The organism is Dyadobacter sp. BE31, assembly GCF_031457695.1.
Classification (GTDB): Bacteria; Bacteroidota; Bacteroidia; order Cytophagales; family Spirosomataceae; genus Dyadobacter.
Genome location: NZ_JAVDXA010000001.1, coordinates 1,944,998 through 1,965,496, shown reverse-complemented (window position 1 = coordinate 1,965,496; position 20,499 = coordinate 1,944,998). Strand labels below are relative to the sequence as shown.

The following is a 20,499-nucleotide window of genomic DNA, read 5'->3' as shown; positions in this document are numbered from 1 at the left end:
ACCCGGCGTCTTCGCTTAATAGCCTACGCTCGTATCGTCTCCGCGTGGGTCGGAGCCGCCTTCGAGGCTACCATCTGGGAGTACGAGTATGCAATCCATCCGGCCGATGGAATTACGTTGTTGTTCGAGGATGTACCCTTTATCCTGCAACTTTTTAATGGCCTCGGCGGAAAATGCATTGGCTTCGAAAGTGGTTTTATCGGGCAGCCATTGGTGATGAAATTTCAATGCATTCACGGCCTGCTGCATGGTCATGCCGTGTTCCAGTACATTCAGGATAGTTTGGTAAACGGACGTGATAATGGTAGAGCCGCCGGGCGTACCTACGACCATCAGCAGTTTTCCGTCTTTTTCGATGATCGTCGGCGTCATGGAAGAGAGCATTCGCTTGCCCGGCGCGATTGCATTGGCTTTGTTGCCGATGAGCCCGTACATGTTGGGAGCGCCGGCTTTAATGCTGAAATCATCCATTTCATTATTCATGAAAAAGCCGCCCCCCTTCACCACTACGCGACTGCCGTATCCGCCATTGAGGGTGGTAGTGACGGAGACCGCGTTACCTTCCTTGTCTACCACCGAAAAGTGCGTCGTTTCGAGGCTTTCATAGCCCGGGAGCACGCCACCGTGGATATTTTTGCTGTCGGTAGCCTTGTCCCACGAGAAATCGCTCCAACGTTTTTGCAGGTATTCTTTACTGATGAGATCATTTACAGGCACTTTCACGAAATCGGGATCGCCGAGGAATTTGGCGCGGTCGGCATACACCCGGCGTTCGGCTTCGATCATCACCTGAATAGTCGAATCGCTGTGCCAGCCCCATTTCCGTAATGGATGCTGCTCGGTGAGGCGCATGAGTTGCAGCAATGCCACGCCGCCGCTGGATGGCGGGGCCATGGTAATTACTTTATAGCCTTTGTAATTTTCGGTAATGGTCTCGCGCCACTGTGCGCGGTAATTTGCGAGGTCTTGCTTGCTGATAATGCCTTCGCCGTTTTTGTTAATATCCTTTACGAGCTGCTTCGCCACTTTGCCGGCATAGAAACCATCGCGGCCTTTTTTCTGAATGCGTTTCAGCACCTTAGCCAGGTCTTTCTGGACCAGCAAATCACCCGCGACCCAGTCCTTGCCGGTAGGATTGAGGAAGTAGGACGAGCCCGGATTGACCGCCAGCAAATCACTTTTGATCGAATTGAGGCTGCGAGCTTCGCGTTCGGTTAGTACTACACCGTTTTTTGCAATATCAATGGCAGGCTGCAATACCTGTTTCCAACTTAGCTTGCCATATTTTGCGTGAGCCTGCACCATGCCGTCCACCGAGCCTGGCACACCCGATGCCAGGCGGCCCAGCGTGCTGGCTTTTGGAATGATATTGCCGTCTTTATCCAGATACATATCGGCATGGCCCTTTCCGGGCGCCTTTTCGCGGAAGTCGATGCTGTAACTTTTACCGTCTTTATCCCGCAAAACCAGAAACCCGCCGCCGCCTATGTTGCCCGCGGAAGGATGTACCACCGCCAGCGCAAATTGCACGGCTACCGCAGCGTCCACGGCATTACCTCCTGCTTTCAGAATATCCACACCCACTTGCGAAGCCACCGGATGCGCCGAGGCGACCATGCCGTTTTGAGCGAGGACGCCTTTGCGGTCGCTGAAAAATGGCTTCTGATTGGGATCGTCGGACAGGAACTGGTAAAAACCGGTAGATTCCTGAACGGGTTTCTGGGCGTAAGAAATGCCGGATAGCGAGCCGGCGAGCAGCATTAGGGTATAGCGTAATTTCATATAGGAGTGTCAGGTTAATGCTGTAATTTATTAAATCGAACCCTTTTTCTTACCTTTTATACCAATTTATTTCGATGCATTGGGGCGATGCGCTAACTTTTGAATTCAAATTGTCCGTAACGTCATGATGAAGTTTTTACGACAGGTCTGGGAGAGTTTCCGCTTTGCCTGGGGAGCGCTCAAAACCAATGTTACCCGCACTATTCTATCGCTTCTTGGCGTAACAGTCGGCATATTCGCGATCGTAGCCGTTTTTACGATTGTGGATTCGCTTGAAAAGAGTATCCGCGACAGCCTGAGCTTCATCGGCGACAAAGTGATTTATGTACAAAAATGGCCCTGGGGCTTCGGTGGCGAATACCAATGGTGGAAATACTTCCAGTGGCCTGAACCGAACTACTCCGAATATAAATACCTCTATGATAACCTGGAAAGTGCCAGTGCGGTGGCTGTAATGGATTTCAGGGGCAATACCGTGCTTAAAAATGGCTCCAACAGTATTAACTCAACAATTCAGGGAGTGTCTTTCGAGTACAATCTTATTTCCGACATTCCGGTGCAGAATGGCCGCTACTTCATCCCGCTGGAAACCAATAATGCCCGCAATGTCGCCATTGTCGGTGCGGACATTGCGGAATCGCTCTTTCCGGGCCAGGATCCTGTCGGAAAACCATTCAAACTGGCGGGGCATAAGTTTACGATCATCGGTGTGCGGAAGAAAGAGGGCGAAAGCCTCGTCGATTTTGGTGGTAGCCCCGATAAGATCTGCCTGATTCCGTTCTCCTCCTTCTCCAAGCTATTCCAATCGGGCCGGCGCAGTGCCGATATTGTGGTGAAGGGCTTCCCCGACGACGTGGGGATGAAAGAAGTGGAAGCTGAGATTGTGGGCCTGATGCGTACCAAACGAGGTATCAAACCGCGCGATGGCAATAACTTTTCGTTGAACAGGCCCGAAGCCGCGGCTGTCGCGATTTCTGGCCTATTCGCGGTACTTACGGTAGCAGGTTGGGTAATCGGCAGCTTTTCGATCCTCGTGGGAGGGTTCGGTATTGCCAACATCATGTTTGTGTCCGTTAAAGAAAGGACCAACCTGATCGGAATCCAGAAATCACTGGGAGCCAAAAACTATTCGATATTGTTTCAATTCCTGTTCGAAGCGGTAATGCTGAGCCTGGTTGGAGGGATGGTAGGGATATTCCTGGTGTACCTGCTCTCGTTCCTCAAATTGGGTTCCCTGGAAATCCTGCTGCTGCCGCGCAACGTGCTGTTGGGGTTGGGCGTGTCGAGCATTATTGGTGTACTTTCGGGCATCGTACCCGCCATGCTCGCAGCACGCATGGATCCGGTGATCGCGATCCGGGCCAAATAATAACTAGGAAAAATCAAACTGTTTTGCGAAGTTCGCTTCTATCACCATCACACTGATCGACTGTTATGCGTAAATGGGTCATATTCGCCGTATTTCTGGCTATCGTATTCGGGATTCTATATTATATCACTTTTGGGTATTACAGCGAAGGAAAGCGGGGAGGATATGTGACGAGGCTCAGCAACCGGGGCTATTTATTCAAAACCTACGAAGGTGAACTGAGAATGGGCGGCTTGTTCGAAGGCGACGGTACCATGAATTCCTCGCAATGGGTGTTCTCCGTAAGCGGCAAGAACAAGGACGCAATCTCAAAACTGGAAGAGGCAATCAAAAACGGCCATAGGGTTTCATTGACCTACGAAGAAAAGTTTTTCAAACTCCCCTGGAATGGCGATACCAAGTTCTTCGTCACCGACGTGGAAGTGCTCGGGCCGACGAAAGCAGTAACACCCCCGGCATCATCGGTACCCGCACCAACGGAAATCGATACCACCAAGACATTATAACCAAAGCCGGAGCTACCCTCCGGCTTTTTTGGCTTTATAGTTTTTGCTTGTGAGCCACGTAATGACTTTGTCGCGGTGGTCGCCCTGGATTTGCACCTCGCCATCCTTTACGGTACCGCCGCTGCCGCAGAGGCCTTTCAACTGCTTGCCGAGCGCTTCGAGGTCGGTATTTGTCCCGATAAACCCCTTCACGACGGTAATCACCTTGCCACCGCCTTTGCGGTCGAGCCAGATGCGGAGGTCCTGCTGCTGCGGGGCCAGTGTTTCTGGCTCATCTTCCTGATCGTTGTATTCAAACTCCGGGTTGGTGGAATACACAATGCCCGAGCGGTTTTTCTTCGACATATTTTCCTATGTTAAGGGGAAATCAGATGATCACATTCAGGCTCCCCGGCTTTATTTTAACCTCTATCCGTGTAGTATCCAGCTGCAAAGGCTCTCCATCGTAATGGATCATCGGAGGCGCATCGGTTTCCACCACGGCATGCGTGGCACGCTGGTAATCTATGTAAGTCGATTGTTTCAATTGCTTGGTAAACAGCCCGTAAGCGAGCGCCGTGCCATACCATTGGGGGAAGGGGCTGATCGTACATACATCGAGCAGGCCATCCTGTAAGCTGGCTTGCGGGGCTACCCAGGCATTGTTGCCGAATTGGCCCGCATTGGCGAATGAGAGTGAAAAAGCTTGCTTTTCTACACCGTCCAGGCGGAACGATTGCGGTTTGTAGGACCAGTAAGCCTTGAATGAAACATTGACATAGGTCATCAGCCCGCGTGCTTTTTGCTGGCTGAACAGATGCCCCACGTAGGCGTCGAAACCCATTCCGGCCGTGCAGAAAAAGGGTATACCATTCAACTCCGCGCTGTCGATCGTGGAAGACTGGCCATCGAAGAGCCTTTTCAGGGCTGCGTCGAGCGTGAGCGGGAGGCCCAGGTGCCTGGCGAGGCCATTTCCTGAGCCAAGCGGCAGGATGCCTATCGGAATATTGGTGTCCACGAGCGGCTTCGCGATCTCGTTCACAGTACCGTCGCCACCGACCGCCACGATCGCCTTCCACTTTTCCGCGTGCATGTGCTCACGTACAAGCTCCGTTGCGTGGGCTGGCTCCTCTGTGAACAGGATTTGGGCAGAACCGGCATTCCTTTTCGCGACGGAGTGGATTCGCTCCCGTACAGCCGCGCTGTTCCTGCCGATGGACGTGCCCGACTTGGGATTCAGTATAAATAAATAGGGATGGGTCACTGGTCAGGCAAAAAATAGGAAGAGAATAAGGATAAAAACAATGATGAACAGGTAGTAAAGACCATCCACGAAAGGATATTTCTGGCGGTCGATTTTTTTGAAAATGCTGTCGAACTTGCTCATACCTGCTGGATCAATGATATTTCGGCCCTGTGCCTTCCGGAGGCGCCGATCTTTCCGTTATATTTAGAATCGTCAATTGCATTACAAAAATCCATAAAAAATATGAGAAACTGGTTTTTTACCCTCATTCTGATCGGCATTGCCATGACGGCAGAAGCACAGTCGCCGCGCGACAAGGATGAGATCCTCGGCATTCTGAAACGGCAGGAGGCGGATTGGAACAAGGGAGATATCCGATCGTTCATGAATGGCTATTGGGAATCCGATTCGCTGATGTTCGTCGGAAAGGCAGGAATTACCTACGGCTACAAGCCTACTTATGAAGGTTATCTCAAACGATACCCCGACCGAGCGACGATGGGTACCTTGAAATTCAGCTTTCTCAATTTCTCATTCCCCGGCCGCGATGTGGCTTTTGTGGTGGGGAAATTTCATTTAACGCGGCCTGAAAAAGGCGACCTGGAAGGTCATTACACGCTTTTGTTCAAGAAAATCAAAGGGAAATGGCTGATCGTTTGCGATCACACAAGCGGGTAACAAAAGAGCCGGACTGAGAAGCCCGGCTCTTTTACTTAATGACACTTTGAAAATATTTATACCTTTTTGAATTTCAGTACGACGTCAATAGCCGCTGAGCCCGGAATAACCGCAGCATCGTCAACGGAAACTTGCAAATCGGAACCATTCAGCGTGTATTTGAAAGATTTAGAATTATTCGAAGCGTCTTTCAGTATCAAATTGCCATCCTTAACTTCCCATTTAGCTCCACTGATGGGTATAACCGAATTAATGAGCGTCACAGCGGTCGGGCAATCGGCCGTTGCAACGGTATTGTCAGCCTTGAAAGTCAATTTCAAGCTGTATATACATGGTACGAGTGCAACAGGGTCTACTGGCAAAGTAGATCCGGGAGCTGCGGCAACGGCGGTAAGCTGCCACGTCGCTACGATCGGATCGTTGTTTGCTGGCGGTGTCGGTTCATCGTCATCATCTTTACAAGCAAAAACGACCGAAAGAATCATGAACATGGCTAGCAAGGAGGCTTTGCTGAGGGCGTAGGTTTTTTTCATAGTTGAGAACTTAAAAGTTAAAATCAATAGAGTTGATTCGCGTTAGTTTTAACGCTCAAACTTAGTGAAAAATGCCTTTTGCCGAGAAGTTTTATGACTTAGCGGAAAATTTTGAAGCTTGTTCGGAAGAAAGAAACAGATTAATCAGATCCGCGGCCGCTTCATCGGGCAGCTTTTCGCCGCTTCGTACAGCCTGGTCGGCGGAGGTAATGTGTTTTTTTACCAATTCATTTTCATAAAACCGGTCTTCCAACGACTGCCGGATTTGCTCGCGAAGCCAGTCCTCGCGCTGAAACTGCCTGTTATGCTGCAAAAAGCCGCTTTCAGAAGTTTGCACATAGTAATCTGAAATTAACTTCCAGATCGGCTGCATGCCGGTTCCCTCCAATGCCGAGCACGCTACCACCTGAACGGGCACTTTGGAAGCGGTTTCGGGAAAGAGATGCAATGCCTGCCGGTATTCCATAACGGCTTTGGCAACGGCCTGCTCGTTGCCATGATCGGCCTTGTTGACAGCCACGACGTCCACCATTTCCATAATGCCCTTTTTGATGCCCTGCAACTCGTCGCCCGCGCCTGCCAGCATGAGCAGCAGGAAGAAGTCGGTCATACCTTTCACCAAGGTTTCCGATTGGCCTACACCCACCGTTTCGACCAATATAATATCGTAACCCGCCGCTTCGCAGAGCAGGATTGCCTCACGCGTATGCCGCGCTACGCCCCCGAGCGAGAGGTTCGTGGGCGATGGGCGGATGTAGGCATGCGGGTCGCGGGAGAGCTTCTCCATCCGCGTTTTATCACCCAATATGCTCCCGCCCGACTGCTTGCTGCTCGGGTCTACCGCCAGCACGGCCACCCGCTTGCCCAGCGAAGTAAGGTAGCTGCCGAATGCCTCGATGAATGTGCTTTTCCCTACGCCGGGCACCCCGGTAATACCAATACGAATGGATTTGCCGGTATGCGGCAGGATACTTTGGAGGATTTGGGAGGCTAATAAACGGTCTCCGGGCAGGCTGCTTTCGATGATCGTGATCGCGCGGCTCAGCGTGGTACGGTCGCCCGAAAGGACGCCCTTAACATATGTTTCAACAGATAGTCGCTGGCGCATTGGAATGAAAATTTGACGTCGGCAGACAAACGGCGTTGTTCGTCGCTAAAATGAAACTTTTTCTCCTAAAACAGGTGAAAAGGTGTATATTGCTCGTTTACAACCCAATATTTCCAATTTTTAACCATTATAATGAAAATTTCAATATTTCGTCTGGGCGTCATTGCAATGAGCAGTCTGGGCTTCTTCAACAACACTATCGCACAGGAGGCGGAGAAGGTGAAATATGATGCCCATGTCCTTTTTCACCCGCTTTTTAACTTCCAGCCGGGCAATGAATACCGGACGGGAAGCGGCGCACCTGGACCCAAATACTGGCAGAACCGTGCCGATTACAAGATCAACGTAGCGCTCGAAGAGGAGAAAGGTACCGTGAGTGGGGAAGTGGAGCTTACCTATAAAAATAATAGTCCCGAAAATCTGGAATTCCTCTGGCTGCAACTCGATCAGAATGCATTTGGCAGCCATTCGAGAGGGGCGCAAACGACGCCGGTTAGCGGCGGCCGTTTCGGCAATATGGGTTTTGACGGCGGTGATTCCATTAAATCCGTAACGGTACAGCAAGGCAAGGGCGCATTTGTGGACGCCGAGTACAAAATTACCGACACCCGCATGCAGATCCGCCTCAAAACGCCGGTGAAAGCGAATGGCGACGTGATCAAGATCAAACTGGCCTATTCATTCAAAATCCCTGAGTACGGCTCCGACCGCATGGGAACGCTCGAAACGAAGAATGGTGTCGTGTACGAAATGGCGCAATGGTACCCACGGGTAGCGGTTTTCGACGATATTGAAGGCTGGAACCTGCTGCCTTACCTGGGCGCAGGTGAGTTTTACCTCGAATATGGCGATTTTGAATACAATGTCACCGTTCCCTGGGATCACATCGTAGTAGGGTCGGGAGAATTGCTCAACCCGAACGAAGTACTGACCGCCGAGCAGCGTAAAAGATTGGCCGATGCCGCTAAAAGTGACCAGACTGTCGTGATCCGCAGCGCGGAGGACGTTACCAACCCGAATACAAGACCCAAGCAATCGGGAACATTGACCTGGCGCTTCCGTTGCGTGCAGGCGCGCGACATCGCGTGGGCTACTTCCAAAGCATTTGTCTGGGATGCGGCGCGTATGAACCTGCCGAAAGGCAAAACTGCTTTGGCGCAGTCGGTATACCCGGCTGAGGACGGCGGGCTGGATGGCTGGGGCCGTTCGACTGAGTACGTGAAGGGCTGTATCGAGTTCTATTCCAATTATGTGCATGAATATACCTACCCCGTGGCGACTAATGTGGCCGGTATTGTGGGTGGTATGGAATATCCGGGAATCGTGTTTTGCAGCAGCAAAAGCCGCAAAGAGGACCTTTGGGGCGTAACCGATCACGAGTTCGGTCACAACTGGTTCCCGATGATCGTCGGTAACAACGAGCGTAAATATGCGTGGATGGACGAAGGGTTCAACACGTTCATCAATTTCCTTTCAGGCGATAACTTCAACAACGGCGAGTACAAAACGACCCAGATGAACGATATGCACCGCCTGGCACCGATGATCTTCCGCCCGAAAGCAGACCCGATCATGACTATTCCCGATGTAGTTCAAGCTGTGAATTTGGGTTGGGAAGCCTATTACAAACCTGCATTAGGTCTTAAAATGCTTCGTGAGCAAATACTGGGTAAGGAGCGCTTCGACTATGCATTCAAAATCTATGTACAGCGCTGGGCATTCAAGCATCCAACACCTTACGATTTCTTCCGGACCATCGAAGATGCGGCGGGAGAAGACCTGGGCTGGTTCTGGAAAGGCTGGTTCTTCGAGAACTATAAACTCGATCAGTCGGTGAAAGATGTGGCTTATGTAGAGCAAAACCCGCAAAAGGGCTCTTACATTACTATTGAGAACCTCGATCAGCTGGCAATGCCGGTGAAAGTGGATATTGAAGAAGTAAGCGGCAAGAAAACACGCGTTGAATTGCCTGTTGAGATCTGGCAGCGTGGCGGTACCTGGACGTTTAAAGCGGCTACACAAGGGCCGATCCGTTCGGTGACGATCGATCCCGAGCATAACCTCCCGGATATCAATCCTGAGAACAATGTCTGGAAACCGGCTTCCTACAATGCCGAACCGGATGTGAACTAAGCATTCCCGGACATAGAAAAAGCCTTCCAATCGTAGCGGTTGGAAGGCTTTTTTATGTTTTAAACAGGGAGTATTATACTGTCAGCAGCATGGCGCCGTACGAATAGCCGCCGCCAAATACTGTTACCACGATATTTTCACCTTTTTTGAATTTGTCCTTATTCTCCGAAAGCGCGATCGCACAACCGGCGCAGCCTGTGTTACCGAGGTATTGAATGTTCGAAATCAGTTTTTCGGCAGGAATACCCAACGTATTGATCACATTCAGGCTAATGCGGTGGTTGGCCTGGTGCGGGATCAGGTAATCGAGGTCGTTGATCGTCAGACCGCACGCCTGCAATACCTGCTGGCTCACTTTGGGCATGTACACACACGCATTCTGGAAAACATCGCGCCCGAACGGCATCACTACGCCGCGGTCGTTGGGCCGGAGTACTACCGCTTCGATGGCTTTTCCGCTGGTAGCTGCACCACCGGTAATGAGCTTTTTGATATGCATGTCGCCTTCCGTCTGCCGCTCTTTGGAAATCAGCAATGCGGAAGCGCCATCACCCCACAAATGCCCCGAAACCGTATCCATCTCATTGTAATAGGCCGTGTTATGGTCGGAAACGACCACCAAAGCCTTCGAAGCCTTGCCCATAGCAAAGTAGCCTTCCACGATCTCGATCGCATTGAGCAACGACGAGCAGGCGGATGAAATACTTACGACCGGAATATCGGGAATTTGAAGCTGGTGCTGTACTGCATGGGCCAGCGTGACGATCGTGTCGTAGGGGGTATAGGTCGCGCCTACGATCAGATCTATTTCGTTTTTACTGTATGGGATATTTTCGAGCAATGTTTCGACCGCCTTCATGGCCATGGTCGATGTATTTTCGTCTGCTGATGCTTTACGTCTTTCTGAGATTCCCGTTCTTTCCGTTATCCACTCGTTAGATAGGTTGTTGAGATTTGTAAAATATTCATTACCAATAACTTCGCTTGGCAGATAATGACTAACCGTATTAATATACATGATTGAGAAGTTGACTTCGCAAGCTACAATTCTTTTCGATTCCGAAAGTTAAATATTTCGTAGAAATCGTAGCACTCCATATTTGAACAATTCAATAATAAATTTATAAAATTATAATGCCTGCACTTATAAATTAGATTGTTAGGAATTATAAATGTTGTCATAAAACGACAAAAGTTTGGCTTCCTCCGAGGCCCAGTTGTAATATGCCTCCGCGGCCTTTCTGCCGTTTCTTCCCATTTGCTTCCTGAGGGCCACATCCGTAATGCAGCATTCCAATGCTTCGTGCAGCATTTCGGCATGATAGGGTGAAATACAAAACCCGCACCGCGCGCCGTCGACGATCTGCCTGTAAGCGGGGAAATCGGAGGTAACGACAGGTAGTTGCAGCGCCATGTATTCGAACAGCTTGGTCGGGAACGACTCCGGGTAATCGGCCACGGGTTTCAGCAGCGCAATGCCCGCCACACACTGCCGCGCATACCGTAGCGCCAATTTCTGATCGGTGTAGCCATGGAACGTGATATTGCTTTTTGCCTCCTGGTAACCAGCTATTGCTTCCAGCTCTGCTTTATCCACACGCATAGGACCGAAAACGTGTAAATGGCAGTCAGGATAGCCGTTTTTCAACATCGCCATCGCAGTAATCATCGTGTCGAGGCTACGCTCTATAGACACAACACCCAGGTAGAAAACCTCGTGCCTGTGCGCTGGCGCATCCTCATGCGCGAGCGAATCCATGACCGGCAGCGATACATAATTATGGATCACGGCGAATGGCTTTGCCAGGTCGCGGTATTCTTCCAGGTAAGCGTCGTCCGTAAATACGCAGTGGAATTTCCGGCGTGCCAGGTTGTCGAAAAAGCGGAACAGCCATTTGAAAACCGGACCATTGTTGTACCGTTTGATCGCAAACTTCTTGAACAGGTTCTCCTGTACTTCATACACTACTTTCGCTCCCGCCCATTGGAAAAGAAATGCCAGGGGAATCAGCTCCGGCACAAAAATGTGGACGATATCCGGCCTCAACCGCAGGCATTTGAACAAAGCAACAGGATGTGCAAACAGGATTCTGGGGAGCAACCGCCCGAATTTCGGCAGGTTGATCAAATGCAGCTTGTTCTTCCAACCGCTTCGAAGGCCAGGCAATGCGCAAAACACCTCGTAATAGTCTTGCAGCGAAGGCGCGATTTTGTACATAATGCGCGAATCCGTCGATGGATGCACCGTGCTGAGCAGCAGCACGCGTTTCATGCGCGGTTCACGATCGCAACGCCCGACGAGGTACCGATCCGTTCGGCACCGGCCTCGATCATGGCAATGGCCTGCTCGTAAGTCTTGATGCCGCCGGAAGCCTTTATTTTAACTTCCACAGGCAAAATCGAACGCATTTTGCGGACCGTTTCCACATCCGCACCGCCGGGACCGAAACCGGTGGACGTTTTGACAAAATCGACCTTTGCCTCCGCGCAGATTTCGCAAGCCGTATACAGGTCGAACGAATCGAGCGCGGCGGTTTCGATAATCACTTTCAGCAATGCATTCCGCTCGTGTGCAAGGTCGGCGAGCTGCTTCAATTCCTCACGAATACTCAGGTAAGCCATCGATTTGAATTGTGACAGGTTCATCACCACATCCAGCTCGGTAGCGCCGAGCTGTAATGCTTCGCTGGCCTCGGCTACCTTGGTGGCGGTGGTAGAATAGCCCATCGGGAAGCCTACTACCGTCGCGATTTCAATTTTTATGGGACAAAATTCCAGCATTTCCACGACATATGGCACGTAAACGGGCGCCACACACACCGCTTTGAACTGGTGTATCCATGCTTCTTCGCAAAGCTTGCGGATATTGGTTTCGCTGGCTGTCGCCGAGAGCAGCGTGTGGTCGATATAAGAAGAGAGATTGTCCATAAAAAAGGAAAAACCCCGCCGGAAAGGCAGGGTTCCACATCATATCAGTTGCTTTTTAAGCTTTGCTTTTTTCTTTTTTGGCAGCCTTTTTCGCAGGCGCTTCTTTCACCTCTTCCTCCTCGGCAGCAACTTCCGCTACCGGTTCAGCAGCTACTTCGCCTTCGGTTGTTACAAATGCTTCGGGGATGTGTTTCGAAAGCAGGTTGTACCAGGTAATGACCTTCTTGATGTCCGATACGTACACTTTCGAGCGGTCGAATTCAGGAAGTACCTCAGCAAGAAACTCGATGAGCTCTTTGTCCGATGAAGTTTTGACTGACAATGTAACCTCTTCGCCGTGGATCTCACGGATTTTCAGGAACACGTCCGACAGGGCAACAGATTCTTCTGCACCGTCTGTAAAGATCGAAACGTCTTTCAAAACGGATACGCGCGCCGTTGGCCCGATCAGTGTTTTTTCACGTTTCCCGTCCAGGCTTTCTACGATTACGCCCGCACGGCTTGGTTTCAGAATGCGGAACAACCCTGGCTTGCCGGATACATTGGCTACTTCTTTCAACAAATCCATTCCTGTTGACTCTACTGTTTCACTCATCCTTTCTTACTATGGTTATATCTTGATGTTAATGTTGGATGCGGCAATTGAATTTTTGCGCAAAATAACGGAAAGATTGCCGGGGAAACAACCGATATGCTATTTTGTCTTCACAAACGACTGATTATAAGTTTCTATTGTCGCCAGTACGGGCTCTCGGCCCTCATTTTTTTCCGCCGAAGTCACGTACATTTCAGGCACTTCTTCCCACACTTCACTCATTTTACGTTTATAAGCTTCCACCTGGGCGGCTACCTGGCCGGGTTTGAGTTTATCGGCTTTGGTAAATATGATTTCGAACGGAATCCCGGCTTCGCCCAATGCGGCCATAAATTCGAGATCGACGGCCATGGCGCTGTGGCGGACGTCCACCAGCACAAATGTACAAATGAGGTTTTCGCGGTAATGCAGGTAATCGTGGATCATTTTTTCCCACTTATCGCGTTCCACTTTGCTTACTTTGGCATAACCATACCCGGGCAAATCGACCAGATACCAGCTGTTGTCGATGATAAAATGGTTGATCATCTGCGTTTTCCCTGGTTGCTGCGAGGTTTTGGCCAATGCTTTTTTGCCTGTCAGCATGTTGATAAGCGACGATTTCCCCACATTGGAACGTCCGATAAATGCATATTCGGGAAGGACGGGCTCCGGGCACTTCTGGTAATCGGAGTTACTCATCACATACTTGGCTTCCTGAACTTTCATGGTATTCTGGTGTTAATGAAGTTGCGAAGTTACCCTTTTTGAGCTTCTTATCCGCAAAAGGTACCGGATTGGCTCGCAGTCCATAATTGTGTAAAATAAAACAAAGGCGTATTTTCGTTATGGAATACTCAAATCAAAAATCTTATTATTCAAATGAAAAATCTTAAAAATCTCGGTTTTGCGATTGTGGCACTGATGCTGGCCATGTCGGTGGCTATCGCGGGGGATGGAGATAAAAAGGCAGCAGTAAATGCTGAAAAAGGTATTCAATTTACGGAAGGAAAGTGGGCTGATATTTTGAAAAAGGCCAAAAAGGAGAACAAACTGATCTTCCTGGACGCTTATACGACCTGGTGCGGCCCGTGCAAGATGCTGCAAAAAAATGTTTTCACGCGTGACGACGTGGCGGCTACCTTCAACGGCAATTTCATCAATGTGAAAATGGATATGGAAAGCGGCGAAGGCCCAGGGCTCACTAAACGGTACCCAATTGAAGGTTACCCGACATTGTTCTTCATCAATGGCAAAGGCAAGGTGGTGAAGCAGCTTCTGGGCTATCAGCAACCTCAGGACCTGATCAAAGCAGCCAAATCCGTACAAAAAGGGCCTGCTATCTAAATTATTAGTATAGAAAAAAGAAACCCCCGCAGAATGGCTCTGCGGGGGTTTTATGTTTTGCACAAATCTTATTCGTAGTAGTTGGGAACACGGTGGCCGCTGCTTTCCAGCAAACGGTCCTTGCGGAACAACTGAACGTCGGCCGCAACCATGTCGTTTACGAGCGCTTTCAGGTCGTATTTCGGTTTCCAGCCCAATTTCTCCATTGATTTCGTCGGATCACCGATCAGCAATTCCACTTCGGTAGGGCGGAAATAACGAGGATCAACCGCTACCACTTCCTTGCCGATTTCGATCTGGAATTCAGGATTATTGCATTTAACCACTTTCGCAATTTCATCGACGCCTTCGCCTGAGAATTCAACCTCAATGCCCACTTCTGCAAATGCCATTCTCACAAACTCGCGGATGCGGGTGGTAACACCGGTCGCGATCACGAAATCCTCAGGGGTTTCCTGTTGCAGGATGAGCCACATGGCTTCTACGAAATCCTTGGCATGGCCCCAGTCGCGCTGTGCGTCGAGGTTCCCGAGGTATACCTTGTCCTGCAAGCCCAGTGCGATACGTGCCACCGCGCGGGTGATTTTGCGGGTTACGAAAGTTTCACCGCGCAATGGCGACTCGTGGTTGAAAAGGATACCATTCACCGCAAACATATTATATGCCTCGCGGTAGTTGACGGTGATCCAGTAACCGTACAGCTTCGCAACCGCGTAAGGCGAGCGCGGGTAGAAAGGCGTGCGCTCCGACTGCGGTACTTCCTGCACCAATCCGTATAGTTCGGAAGTGGAAGCCTGGTAAATTTTGGTCTTTTGGGTTAATCCCAGCAAGCGAACCGCTTCAAGGATGCGGAGCGTTCCGATACCGTCGACGTTGGCGGTGTATTCAGGTTCTTCAAAACTTACCTGCACGTGCGACATCGCACCCAGGTTGTATATTTCATCCGGCTGAACTTCCTGGATGATGCGGATAATATTCGTAGAATCGCTCAGATCTCCGTAATGCAGGTGAAAGCGTACATTTTTCTCATGCGGATCTTCATAAATGTGGTCGATCCGCTGGGTGTTGAACAGCGAACTGCGGCGTTTGATACCATGCACTTCATATCCCTTGCTCAAAAGGAGCTCGGCCAAGTAGGCACCATCCTGGCCGGTGATCCCTGTAATTAGCGCTTTCTTCATTCTGTTGGTAGTATGTATATGTGGATAAAGTTATCCGGTTAATAAGTAATTACATTAATTATGGTCGGAAGCAGGGTTGACCATCAGGCTACGCTTGATATCCACCCTGTCGGCGAGGATCACGGCCGAAGCATATTGCTCACGGATCAGATCGAGGTATTGCTCTGCGTCGCTCCGGTACATAAAATCGCCCACCTTTACACGGTAGGTCGGCTGGGTGTACGAAACGTAAGGGTTCAAATCCGGAAAGGCCTGGTAAATGTAGGACTTCGCACCATCCGCTTCCTGCCGCACATTTCCTACGTAAATCTGGATCCTGAAACCATTGATGTAGCGGATCGCCTTGTTCTGCTTCGCCAGCGTGTCCAGTACCGATTCCAGTTTCTTGTTGACATACAGCGGCTTGTCTACATCAGCCTTCGGCACATTGTTGCTCTTGGCGGGCGTCGCCGGTTCTGTACGGGTTACGACAGCGGGTTCTACATATTCATAGCGTGGCCGGACCGCGGAAAGATCTTCCCTGTACTCGGAACCGGAGCTCACAACCGACTTTTTGGCACAACCCGAAATCAGAATGATACCAAGATGCAGAGCCCATAAAAATTTCTTTTTTAGCGTCATATCCTGAACCATTGTAACTGAGCCCACAAACTTAATCAAAATTGGATGAATCACCATACCACTTAATTTTGAATGTAATACCTAACTTTACCCGGTTTATCCCCGATTTCAATGCTAGTACAATCCAACGTTTCGCTTCGTCATCTCAATACATTCGGGCTCGATGCCGATGCCAGATATTTTATAAATGTGACCTCCGTCGATGAATTGACGGCCATTTTGCGTGATCCTGAGTGGAAGGGAACACCGAAATTCATCCTCGGCGGAGGGAGTAATATTTTGCTTACACAAGATATCGAGGCGCTCGTGATTCATCCCGACATCAGGGGTATCACCGTCATCGGGGAAACTGAGGAAACGGTCGTGCTCGCGGTGGGTGCAGGCGAGGTTTGGCACGATTTCGTCATGCATTGTGTGGATAATGGCTATGGCGGTGTGGAAAACCTCTCGCTTATTCCGGGAACGGTAGGAGCAGCTCCAATGCAGAACATCGGCGCGTACGGCGTAGAGATCAAAAGTGTGATCGGGTCAGTAGAGGCGGTGAATATTGAAAGTGGTGAAAAACGCATTTTTAGCAATGCTGAATGCGAATTCGGCTATCGCGAAAGTATATTCAAGAAAGCGTTGAAGCACCAATATGTGATCACGGGGGCCACTTTCAGGCTCAGCAAAAAGCCTGTTTTAAATGCGGCTTATGGCGATGTACAAAAAACATTGCAGGAAATGGGAGCCGAAAACCCGACGATCCGCGACATCAGCGAGGCGATCATGCAAATCCGTCGAAGCAAGCTGCCCGACCCGGCCGAAATCGGGAATGCGGGAAGTTTCTTCAAAAATCCCGAGATACCGGTTGCTCAGTTTGCGCAATTACGGGAAACCTTTCCGGAGGTGCCGGGTTATCCGATAGATGCCGAAACGGTGAAAGTACCTGCCGGCTGGCTGATCGAACGGGCTGGTTGGAAGGGTTACCGCGAGGGTGAAATCGGCGTCCATGCGCGCCAGGCACTGGTATTGGTCAATTATGGCGGCGGTACCGGGGCGCAGATCAAGGCATTATCAGAAAAAATTCAAGCGTCGGTGGCCGGGCAATTCGGCATCCGGCTCAACGCAGAAGTCAATTTTATATAGTATCCTATGCATCGCAAAAAGTTATATACCTCATTTGCCCTGCTCGCATTATTTATCCTTGTTTTCTTCCTGAAAGAGCGGTTTACCGTCGATCCGTACCAGGACGAACACCATTATCTGCCCACGGCAGTGTTGTTCAGTACCGAGCCGATCCCCTCGTTACACCTGCTCCAAACTTACAATGAGCTGAACACCCCGATCCCGTTCATTCTCGGTGGTTGGGTATTACGTGTTTTTGGGGAAGACATCCAGAACCTCCGCCTGCTCACGGCTTTTACGAGTTTTGCATTGCTGATGCTCTTCGTCTGGTACAGCCCCGAGCGTACGAAGCGTTTCTGGCTTTGCCTGGGCGGGTTGTTGATTTTTCCCAACTATTACCTGGTGAGCGTCTACTATTACACCGACATTTTCGCGATGGTGTTCACGCTCGGCGGCGTAATCGCCTACTTGCGCAAATGGCATTGGGTGGGATTCCTGTCGTTGGCCGCGGCGGTTTGCTGCCGCCAATATATGCTGGCATTTCCGGCGGCGATCCTGGCCTATGAAGTGTTTAAAAACATAAAATGGAGCGCCAATCCGGTAGTTCTGGTAAAAAGCATATTCGCCGATCCCGCCTGGGCCTGGTATGCACTGGCCGTGCTCGCGATTGTTCCCTGGGTGGTTATCTGGCATGGGCCCGCGCCCGCGTCGGTTATGGCCGATCAGCACTACGACTCGGACAAGCTGGTGAACTACAATTTCGGCTATTTGATGTACGCATCGGTAGTCGTAGCGGTGTATTACATTATTCCGGAAACATTGGTAACGCGCCGGATTTCGCACTTTCTCGAATACCCGCGAAAGCATCCGGCAATGTTCGCTGGTTTTCTGCTGATAATTGCCGCGATTATTGCCTTTTTTCCCGCTAAACAGGCCTATAATCCCTATTTCACCTGGCCGTATTTAGGTTATGTAGATGAATTGTTGATGAAAATCGGCATTAGCGGATTGCCGAAACAGCTGGTTTTCGGGGTGCTTATGCTGGTTACGCTGGTCCGTTTTGTATCTCCCCGCTTCAACCTCGCTACCTGGGTTTTCCTGCTGAATATCCTCTTGCTGGGTAAGGCACAGCTCTCCTGGGACAAGTATTCCCTGCCGATGATCATGGTTTTGTGGTTTCTGGCCATGTACGACGAGCATTGGCTTCCTTCCGAAAGCCGTGCCGGTAACAAACCGGAGACATTAAATGTGAAATATTAAAGATATATTTATAACCGGGCATTGACCTGCCATTTGTGTACCTGCGCCCGACCGGGCCCGGAGACTTTTCAAGCCATCAGAAACAGCTTCTTTAATGAAATGAACTTTACACACTTCAAACTTTTCCTGCTCTCCTTCCTTTTTTGCTGCACATTAGGCAGCGCAAGCGCCCAGCGTTTTTACTCGGTGGTTTTCAATAGGCTGCCGCGCGACATGCAATTGTACGCCCGTGCGGACGACAACCTGGCTGATGTGCCCATTTCCGGTGTTATCGAGCTGGCTGGATGGGATCATATGTCGGTGGTGACATTCCGGAACAACGTGCGGATTGGCTACCAGAAATCGGCGATTACTTACGGCGCTGGTACGACCGGGACATTCAGCATGACGCCGAAAATCAAGGCGGAGATGGCTGATTACTCCTTTGAAGTGTACGCCTGCCACCAGGCCGACTCGGCGCTGATCGTGCGACGTAATGAGGTGGTAGCAGGTGATTTCTACGTGATCAGCGGGCAATCCAATGCAGCTGCAACAGTTTTCGGGGCCTGGTCGAGCAAATATGCCCGCACTGTCGCCCGCACACCCGATCAAACCCCGGCGATCTTGCCCGGCGACACGCTTTGGACTGCCGCCGCGTGGTCGTGGACGTACGTGGGGGCGTGGGGCCTGGAAATGCAAAAGGAGATTTTAGAACGAGATAGCATTCCTACCTGCGTGATCAACGGATCATTGCCCGGTGCGAAACTGAGCGATTTCCTCGGTAACCGCAGTTCCAACGACTCTATGAGCATCAGCTCACTTTACGGCAGTTTGCGTAAAAGGGTAAATGTTGCTAACCCTGCTCGTATCAGGGCGTTTATATGGATGCACGGCGAGCAGGAAGTGTTCGAAAATATTCCTAATTATGCCACCGAGTTCGACCAGTTGCGTAAATTCTGGGTACGGGATTATCCGCAGGTCGACCAGTTTGTGGTTGTCCAGTCGAACGTCATTGTCCTGAGAAATGACACGCCGAATCCGACGGGAGGCTCGATACGCGATTTCCTGAGAAGGACTAAATACATTTACCCCAAAACGGATCATTTCGCTGCCATTGGAACACCCGATTATGACGGTGTACATTACCACAGGTCTGGATACGAAGAATTTGGCCGCCGGATGTACCGCTTTTTCGCGCCCGGCATTTACGGCTCAAAAGATTCGGACAATGTGCGGAGCCCCGACATTAAAAAGGCATTCTATACTAATGCGGAGAAAAAAGAAATTACGCTGATCTTCGACGAAGGCCAGGAATTGAAATGGCCCGCTGACTCGACGATAAAAGGACAGGACGGCAAACCGCTTGTATTGAGCCTGAAAAACTTCTTTTTTCTGGATGGAGATGAAAAGAAAGCGGCCTTTTCTGCCGGAAAAGCGGCGGGAAACCAGGTGACGCTAACGCTTAAAGAGGCGTCCAATGCGACGAAATTGAGTTACCTGCCTTCGTTCTACCCGGATAATCTGCCACTACAAGTGCCATACTCATTCAATATCGGCATTTTTACAGGTCCCTACCTATTGAATAAACGGGGCCTCGGTGCATTTTCTTTTGACAATGTGGCTATCGGTATGCTATTGCCCAATGTCGCGCTCTCGGCTAACCGCACTTATAACTCGGTGATACTGACCTGGCCCGCGATAGAGACGGCTACCAGTTATGTGCTGCAACGCAAAAAATCGGACTCGGCTCCGTACGAAACATTGAAAATACTCAATGGACAGTCGTTATCGTTCGAAGACAAAAACATTGAGCTCAACGCAAAATTTACTTACCGAATCCAGGCATTCAGCGAGATTTCACAGTCAGGATATTCGACCGTATCGGTTGATTTGAGTCCGATCCTCGGCAACGAGATCGGAGCCAAAAACATGCTCTGGCAGCTCTTCCCGAACCCGACCGACCGGATACTGCGCGTCGAGTTCAAGAACGCGGCGACAGGTGCAATGGCGATTTTCAATGCAAAAGGGCAAATTCTGCATCGGAAAGCCCTGAAAGCGTCCAGAAGCGAGGAAATCAATGTCGCCGACTGGCCCACCGGCACTTATTTGTTGAATTTTGAAAATCAGGACGGCGTGAGAACTGCTCAGCAGTTTATCAAACGTTAGGC

At 50.3% G+C, this 20,499-nt stretch carries 20 protein-coding genes; 8 read left to right on the top strand and 12 right to left on the bottom strand.

What is annotated here, in order from left to right; all coding sequences use genetic code 11:
- Positions 1-15: 15 nt before the first annotated feature.
- Complete coding sequence (gene ggt / locus J2Y43_RS08350; protein ID WP_309992753.1) at positions 16-1,782, bottom strand: gamma-glutamyltransferase; 1,767 nt, start codon at positions 1,780-1,782, stop codon at positions 16-18.
- Positions 1,783-1,906: 124 nt separating this feature from the next.
- Between ggt and J2Y43_RS08345 the strand changes: the two genes are divergently transcribed.
- On the top strand, positions 1,907-3,151 hold the full coding sequence (locus J2Y43_RS08345; protein ID WP_309992756.1) for an ABC transporter permease: 1,245 nt from the start codon (positions 1,907-1,909) through the stop codon (positions 3,149-3,151).
- 65 nt (positions 3,152-3,216) lie between these two features.
- Positions 3,217-3,657 carry a hypothetical protein gene (locus tag J2Y43_RS08340; protein WP_106599572.1) on the top strand — a complete coding sequence of 147 codons (441 nt, stop codon included), beginning with the start codon at positions 3,217-3,219 and terminating at the stop codon, positions 3,655-3,657.
- A gap of 12 nt (positions 3,658-3,669) precedes the next feature.
- On the opposite strand, the gene J2Y43_RS08335 is transcribed toward J2Y43_RS08340, so the two are convergent.
- On the bottom strand, positions 3,670-4,002 hold the full coding sequence (locus J2Y43_RS08335) for a translation initiation factor (RefSeq protein WP_309992758.1): 333 nt from the start codon (positions 4,000-4,002) through the stop codon (positions 3,670-3,672).
- 22 nt (positions 4,003-4,024) lie between these two features.
- Entirely contained in the window at positions 4,025-4,900 is an 876-nt protein-coding gene (locus tag J2Y43_RS08330; protein WP_309992760.1) for a diacylglycerol kinase family protein, read from the bottom strand.
- 225 nt (positions 4,901-5,125) lie between these two features.
- Here J2Y43_RS08330 and J2Y43_RS08325 point away from each other — a divergent pair, with 225 nt between their 5' ends.
- Entirely contained in the window at positions 5,126-5,560 is a 435-nt protein-coding gene (locus J2Y43_RS08325) for a DUF4440 domain-containing protein (protein WP_309992762.1), read from the top strand.
- 56 nt (positions 5,561-5,616) lie between these two features.
- Here J2Y43_RS08325 and J2Y43_RS08320 read toward each other — a convergent pair whose 3' ends face one another.
- Complete coding sequence (locus J2Y43_RS08320; RefSeq protein ID WP_309992765.1) at positions 5,617-6,093, bottom strand: lipocalin family protein; 477 nt, start codon at positions 6,091-6,093, stop codon at positions 5,617-5,619.
- A gap of 91 nt (positions 6,094-6,184) precedes the next feature.
- Positions 6,185-7,201, bottom strand: a complete 1,017-nt coding sequence (gene meaB / locus J2Y43_RS08315; protein WP_309992767.1) for a methylmalonyl Co-A mutase-associated GTPase MeaB — start codon at positions 7,199-7,201, stop codon at positions 6,185-6,187.
- A 132-nt stretch (positions 7,202-7,333) separates the two neighbouring features.
- On the opposite strand from meaB, the gene J2Y43_RS08310 reads away from it, so the two are divergent.
- Positions 7,334-9,334 (top strand): M1 family metallopeptidase, encoded by a 2,001-nt coding sequence (locus J2Y43_RS08310; protein ID WP_309992770.1) that lies wholly within the window; start codon positions 7,334-7,336, stop codon positions 9,332-9,334.
- Between the two features lie 73 nt (positions 9,335-9,407).
- Here J2Y43_RS08310 and J2Y43_RS08305 read toward each other — a convergent pair whose 3' ends face one another.
- From J2Y43_RS08305 to yihA, 5 genes are all read right to left on the bottom strand, one after another.
- The gene (locus tag J2Y43_RS08305) at positions 9,408-10,352 is read right to left on the bottom strand and encodes a ketoacyl-ACP synthase III (protein ID WP_309992771.1); all 945 of its coding nucleotides are present in this window, start codon (positions 10,350-10,352) and stop codon (positions 9,408-9,410) included.
- Positions 10,353-10,493: 141 nt separating this feature from the next.
- Positions 10,494-11,606, bottom strand: coding sequence for a glycosyltransferase (locus J2Y43_RS08300; protein ID WP_309992772.1), 1,113 nt, complete (start codon positions 11,604-11,606; stop codon positions 10,494-10,496).
- Positions 11,603-12,262, bottom strand: a complete 660-nt coding sequence (gene deoC, locus J2Y43_RS08295) for a deoxyribose-phosphate aldolase (protein ID WP_309992775.1) — start codon at positions 12,260-12,262, stop codon at positions 11,603-11,605. The genes J2Y43_RS08300 and deoC overlap by 4 nt, the downstream gene beginning before the upstream one ends.
- Before the next feature lie 55 nt (positions 12,263-12,317).
- Positions 12,318-12,857 (bottom strand): DUF5606 domain-containing protein, encoded by a 540-nt coding sequence (locus J2Y43_RS08290; protein WP_309992776.1) that lies wholly within the window; start codon positions 12,855-12,857, stop codon positions 12,318-12,320.
- Positions 12,858-12,956: 99 nt separating this feature from the next.
- Positions 12,957-13,565 carry a ribosome biogenesis GTP-binding protein YihA/YsxC gene (gene yihA / locus J2Y43_RS08285; protein ID WP_309992779.1) on the bottom strand — a complete coding sequence of 203 codons (609 nt, stop codon included), beginning with the start codon at positions 13,563-13,565 and terminating at the stop codon, positions 12,957-12,959.
- 153 nt (positions 13,566-13,718) lie between these two features.
- Here yihA and J2Y43_RS08280 point away from each other — a divergent pair, with 153 nt between their 5' ends.
- Positions 13,719-14,183 (top strand): thioredoxin domain-containing protein, encoded by a 465-nt coding sequence (locus tag J2Y43_RS08280; RefSeq protein WP_309992782.1) that lies wholly within the window; start codon positions 13,719-13,721, stop codon positions 14,181-14,183.
- A 68-nt stretch (positions 14,184-14,251) separates the two neighbouring features.
- Here J2Y43_RS08280 and gmd read toward each other — a convergent pair whose 3' ends face one another.
- The gene (gene gmd / locus J2Y43_RS08275; protein WP_309992784.1) at positions 14,252-15,364 is read right to left on the bottom strand and encodes a GDP-mannose 4,6-dehydratase; all 1,113 of its coding nucleotides are present in this window, start codon (positions 15,362-15,364) and stop codon (positions 14,252-14,254) included.
- Between the two features lie 54 nt (positions 15,365-15,418).
- Positions 15,419-15,907, bottom strand: coding sequence for an SPOR domain-containing protein (locus J2Y43_RS08270; protein ID WP_309992786.1), 489 nt, complete (start codon positions 15,905-15,907; stop codon positions 15,419-15,421).
- A gap of 189 nt (positions 15,908-16,096) precedes the next feature.
- Here J2Y43_RS08270 and murB point away from each other — a divergent pair, with 189 nt between their 5' ends.
- From murB to J2Y43_RS08255, 3 genes are all read left to right on the top strand, one after another.
- A complete protein-coding gene (gene murB / locus J2Y43_RS08265; RefSeq protein WP_309992789.1) occupies positions 16,097-17,113 on the top strand; it encodes a UDP-N-acetylmuramate dehydrogenase in 1,017 nt (338 codons plus the stop codon).
- 6 nt (positions 17,114-17,119) lie between these two features.
- Positions 17,120-18,352 carry a hypothetical protein gene (locus J2Y43_RS08260; RefSeq protein ID WP_309992791.1) on the top strand — a complete coding sequence of 411 codons (1,233 nt, stop codon included), beginning with the start codon at positions 17,120-17,122 and terminating at the stop codon, positions 18,350-18,352.
- Positions 18,353-18,451: 99 nt separating this feature from the next.
- On the top strand, positions 18,452-20,497 hold the full coding sequence (locus J2Y43_RS08255) for a T9SS type A sorting domain-containing protein (protein ID WP_309992794.1): 2,046 nt from the start codon (positions 18,452-18,454) through the stop codon (positions 20,495-20,497).
- Positions 20,498-20,499 lie beyond the last annotated feature (2 nt).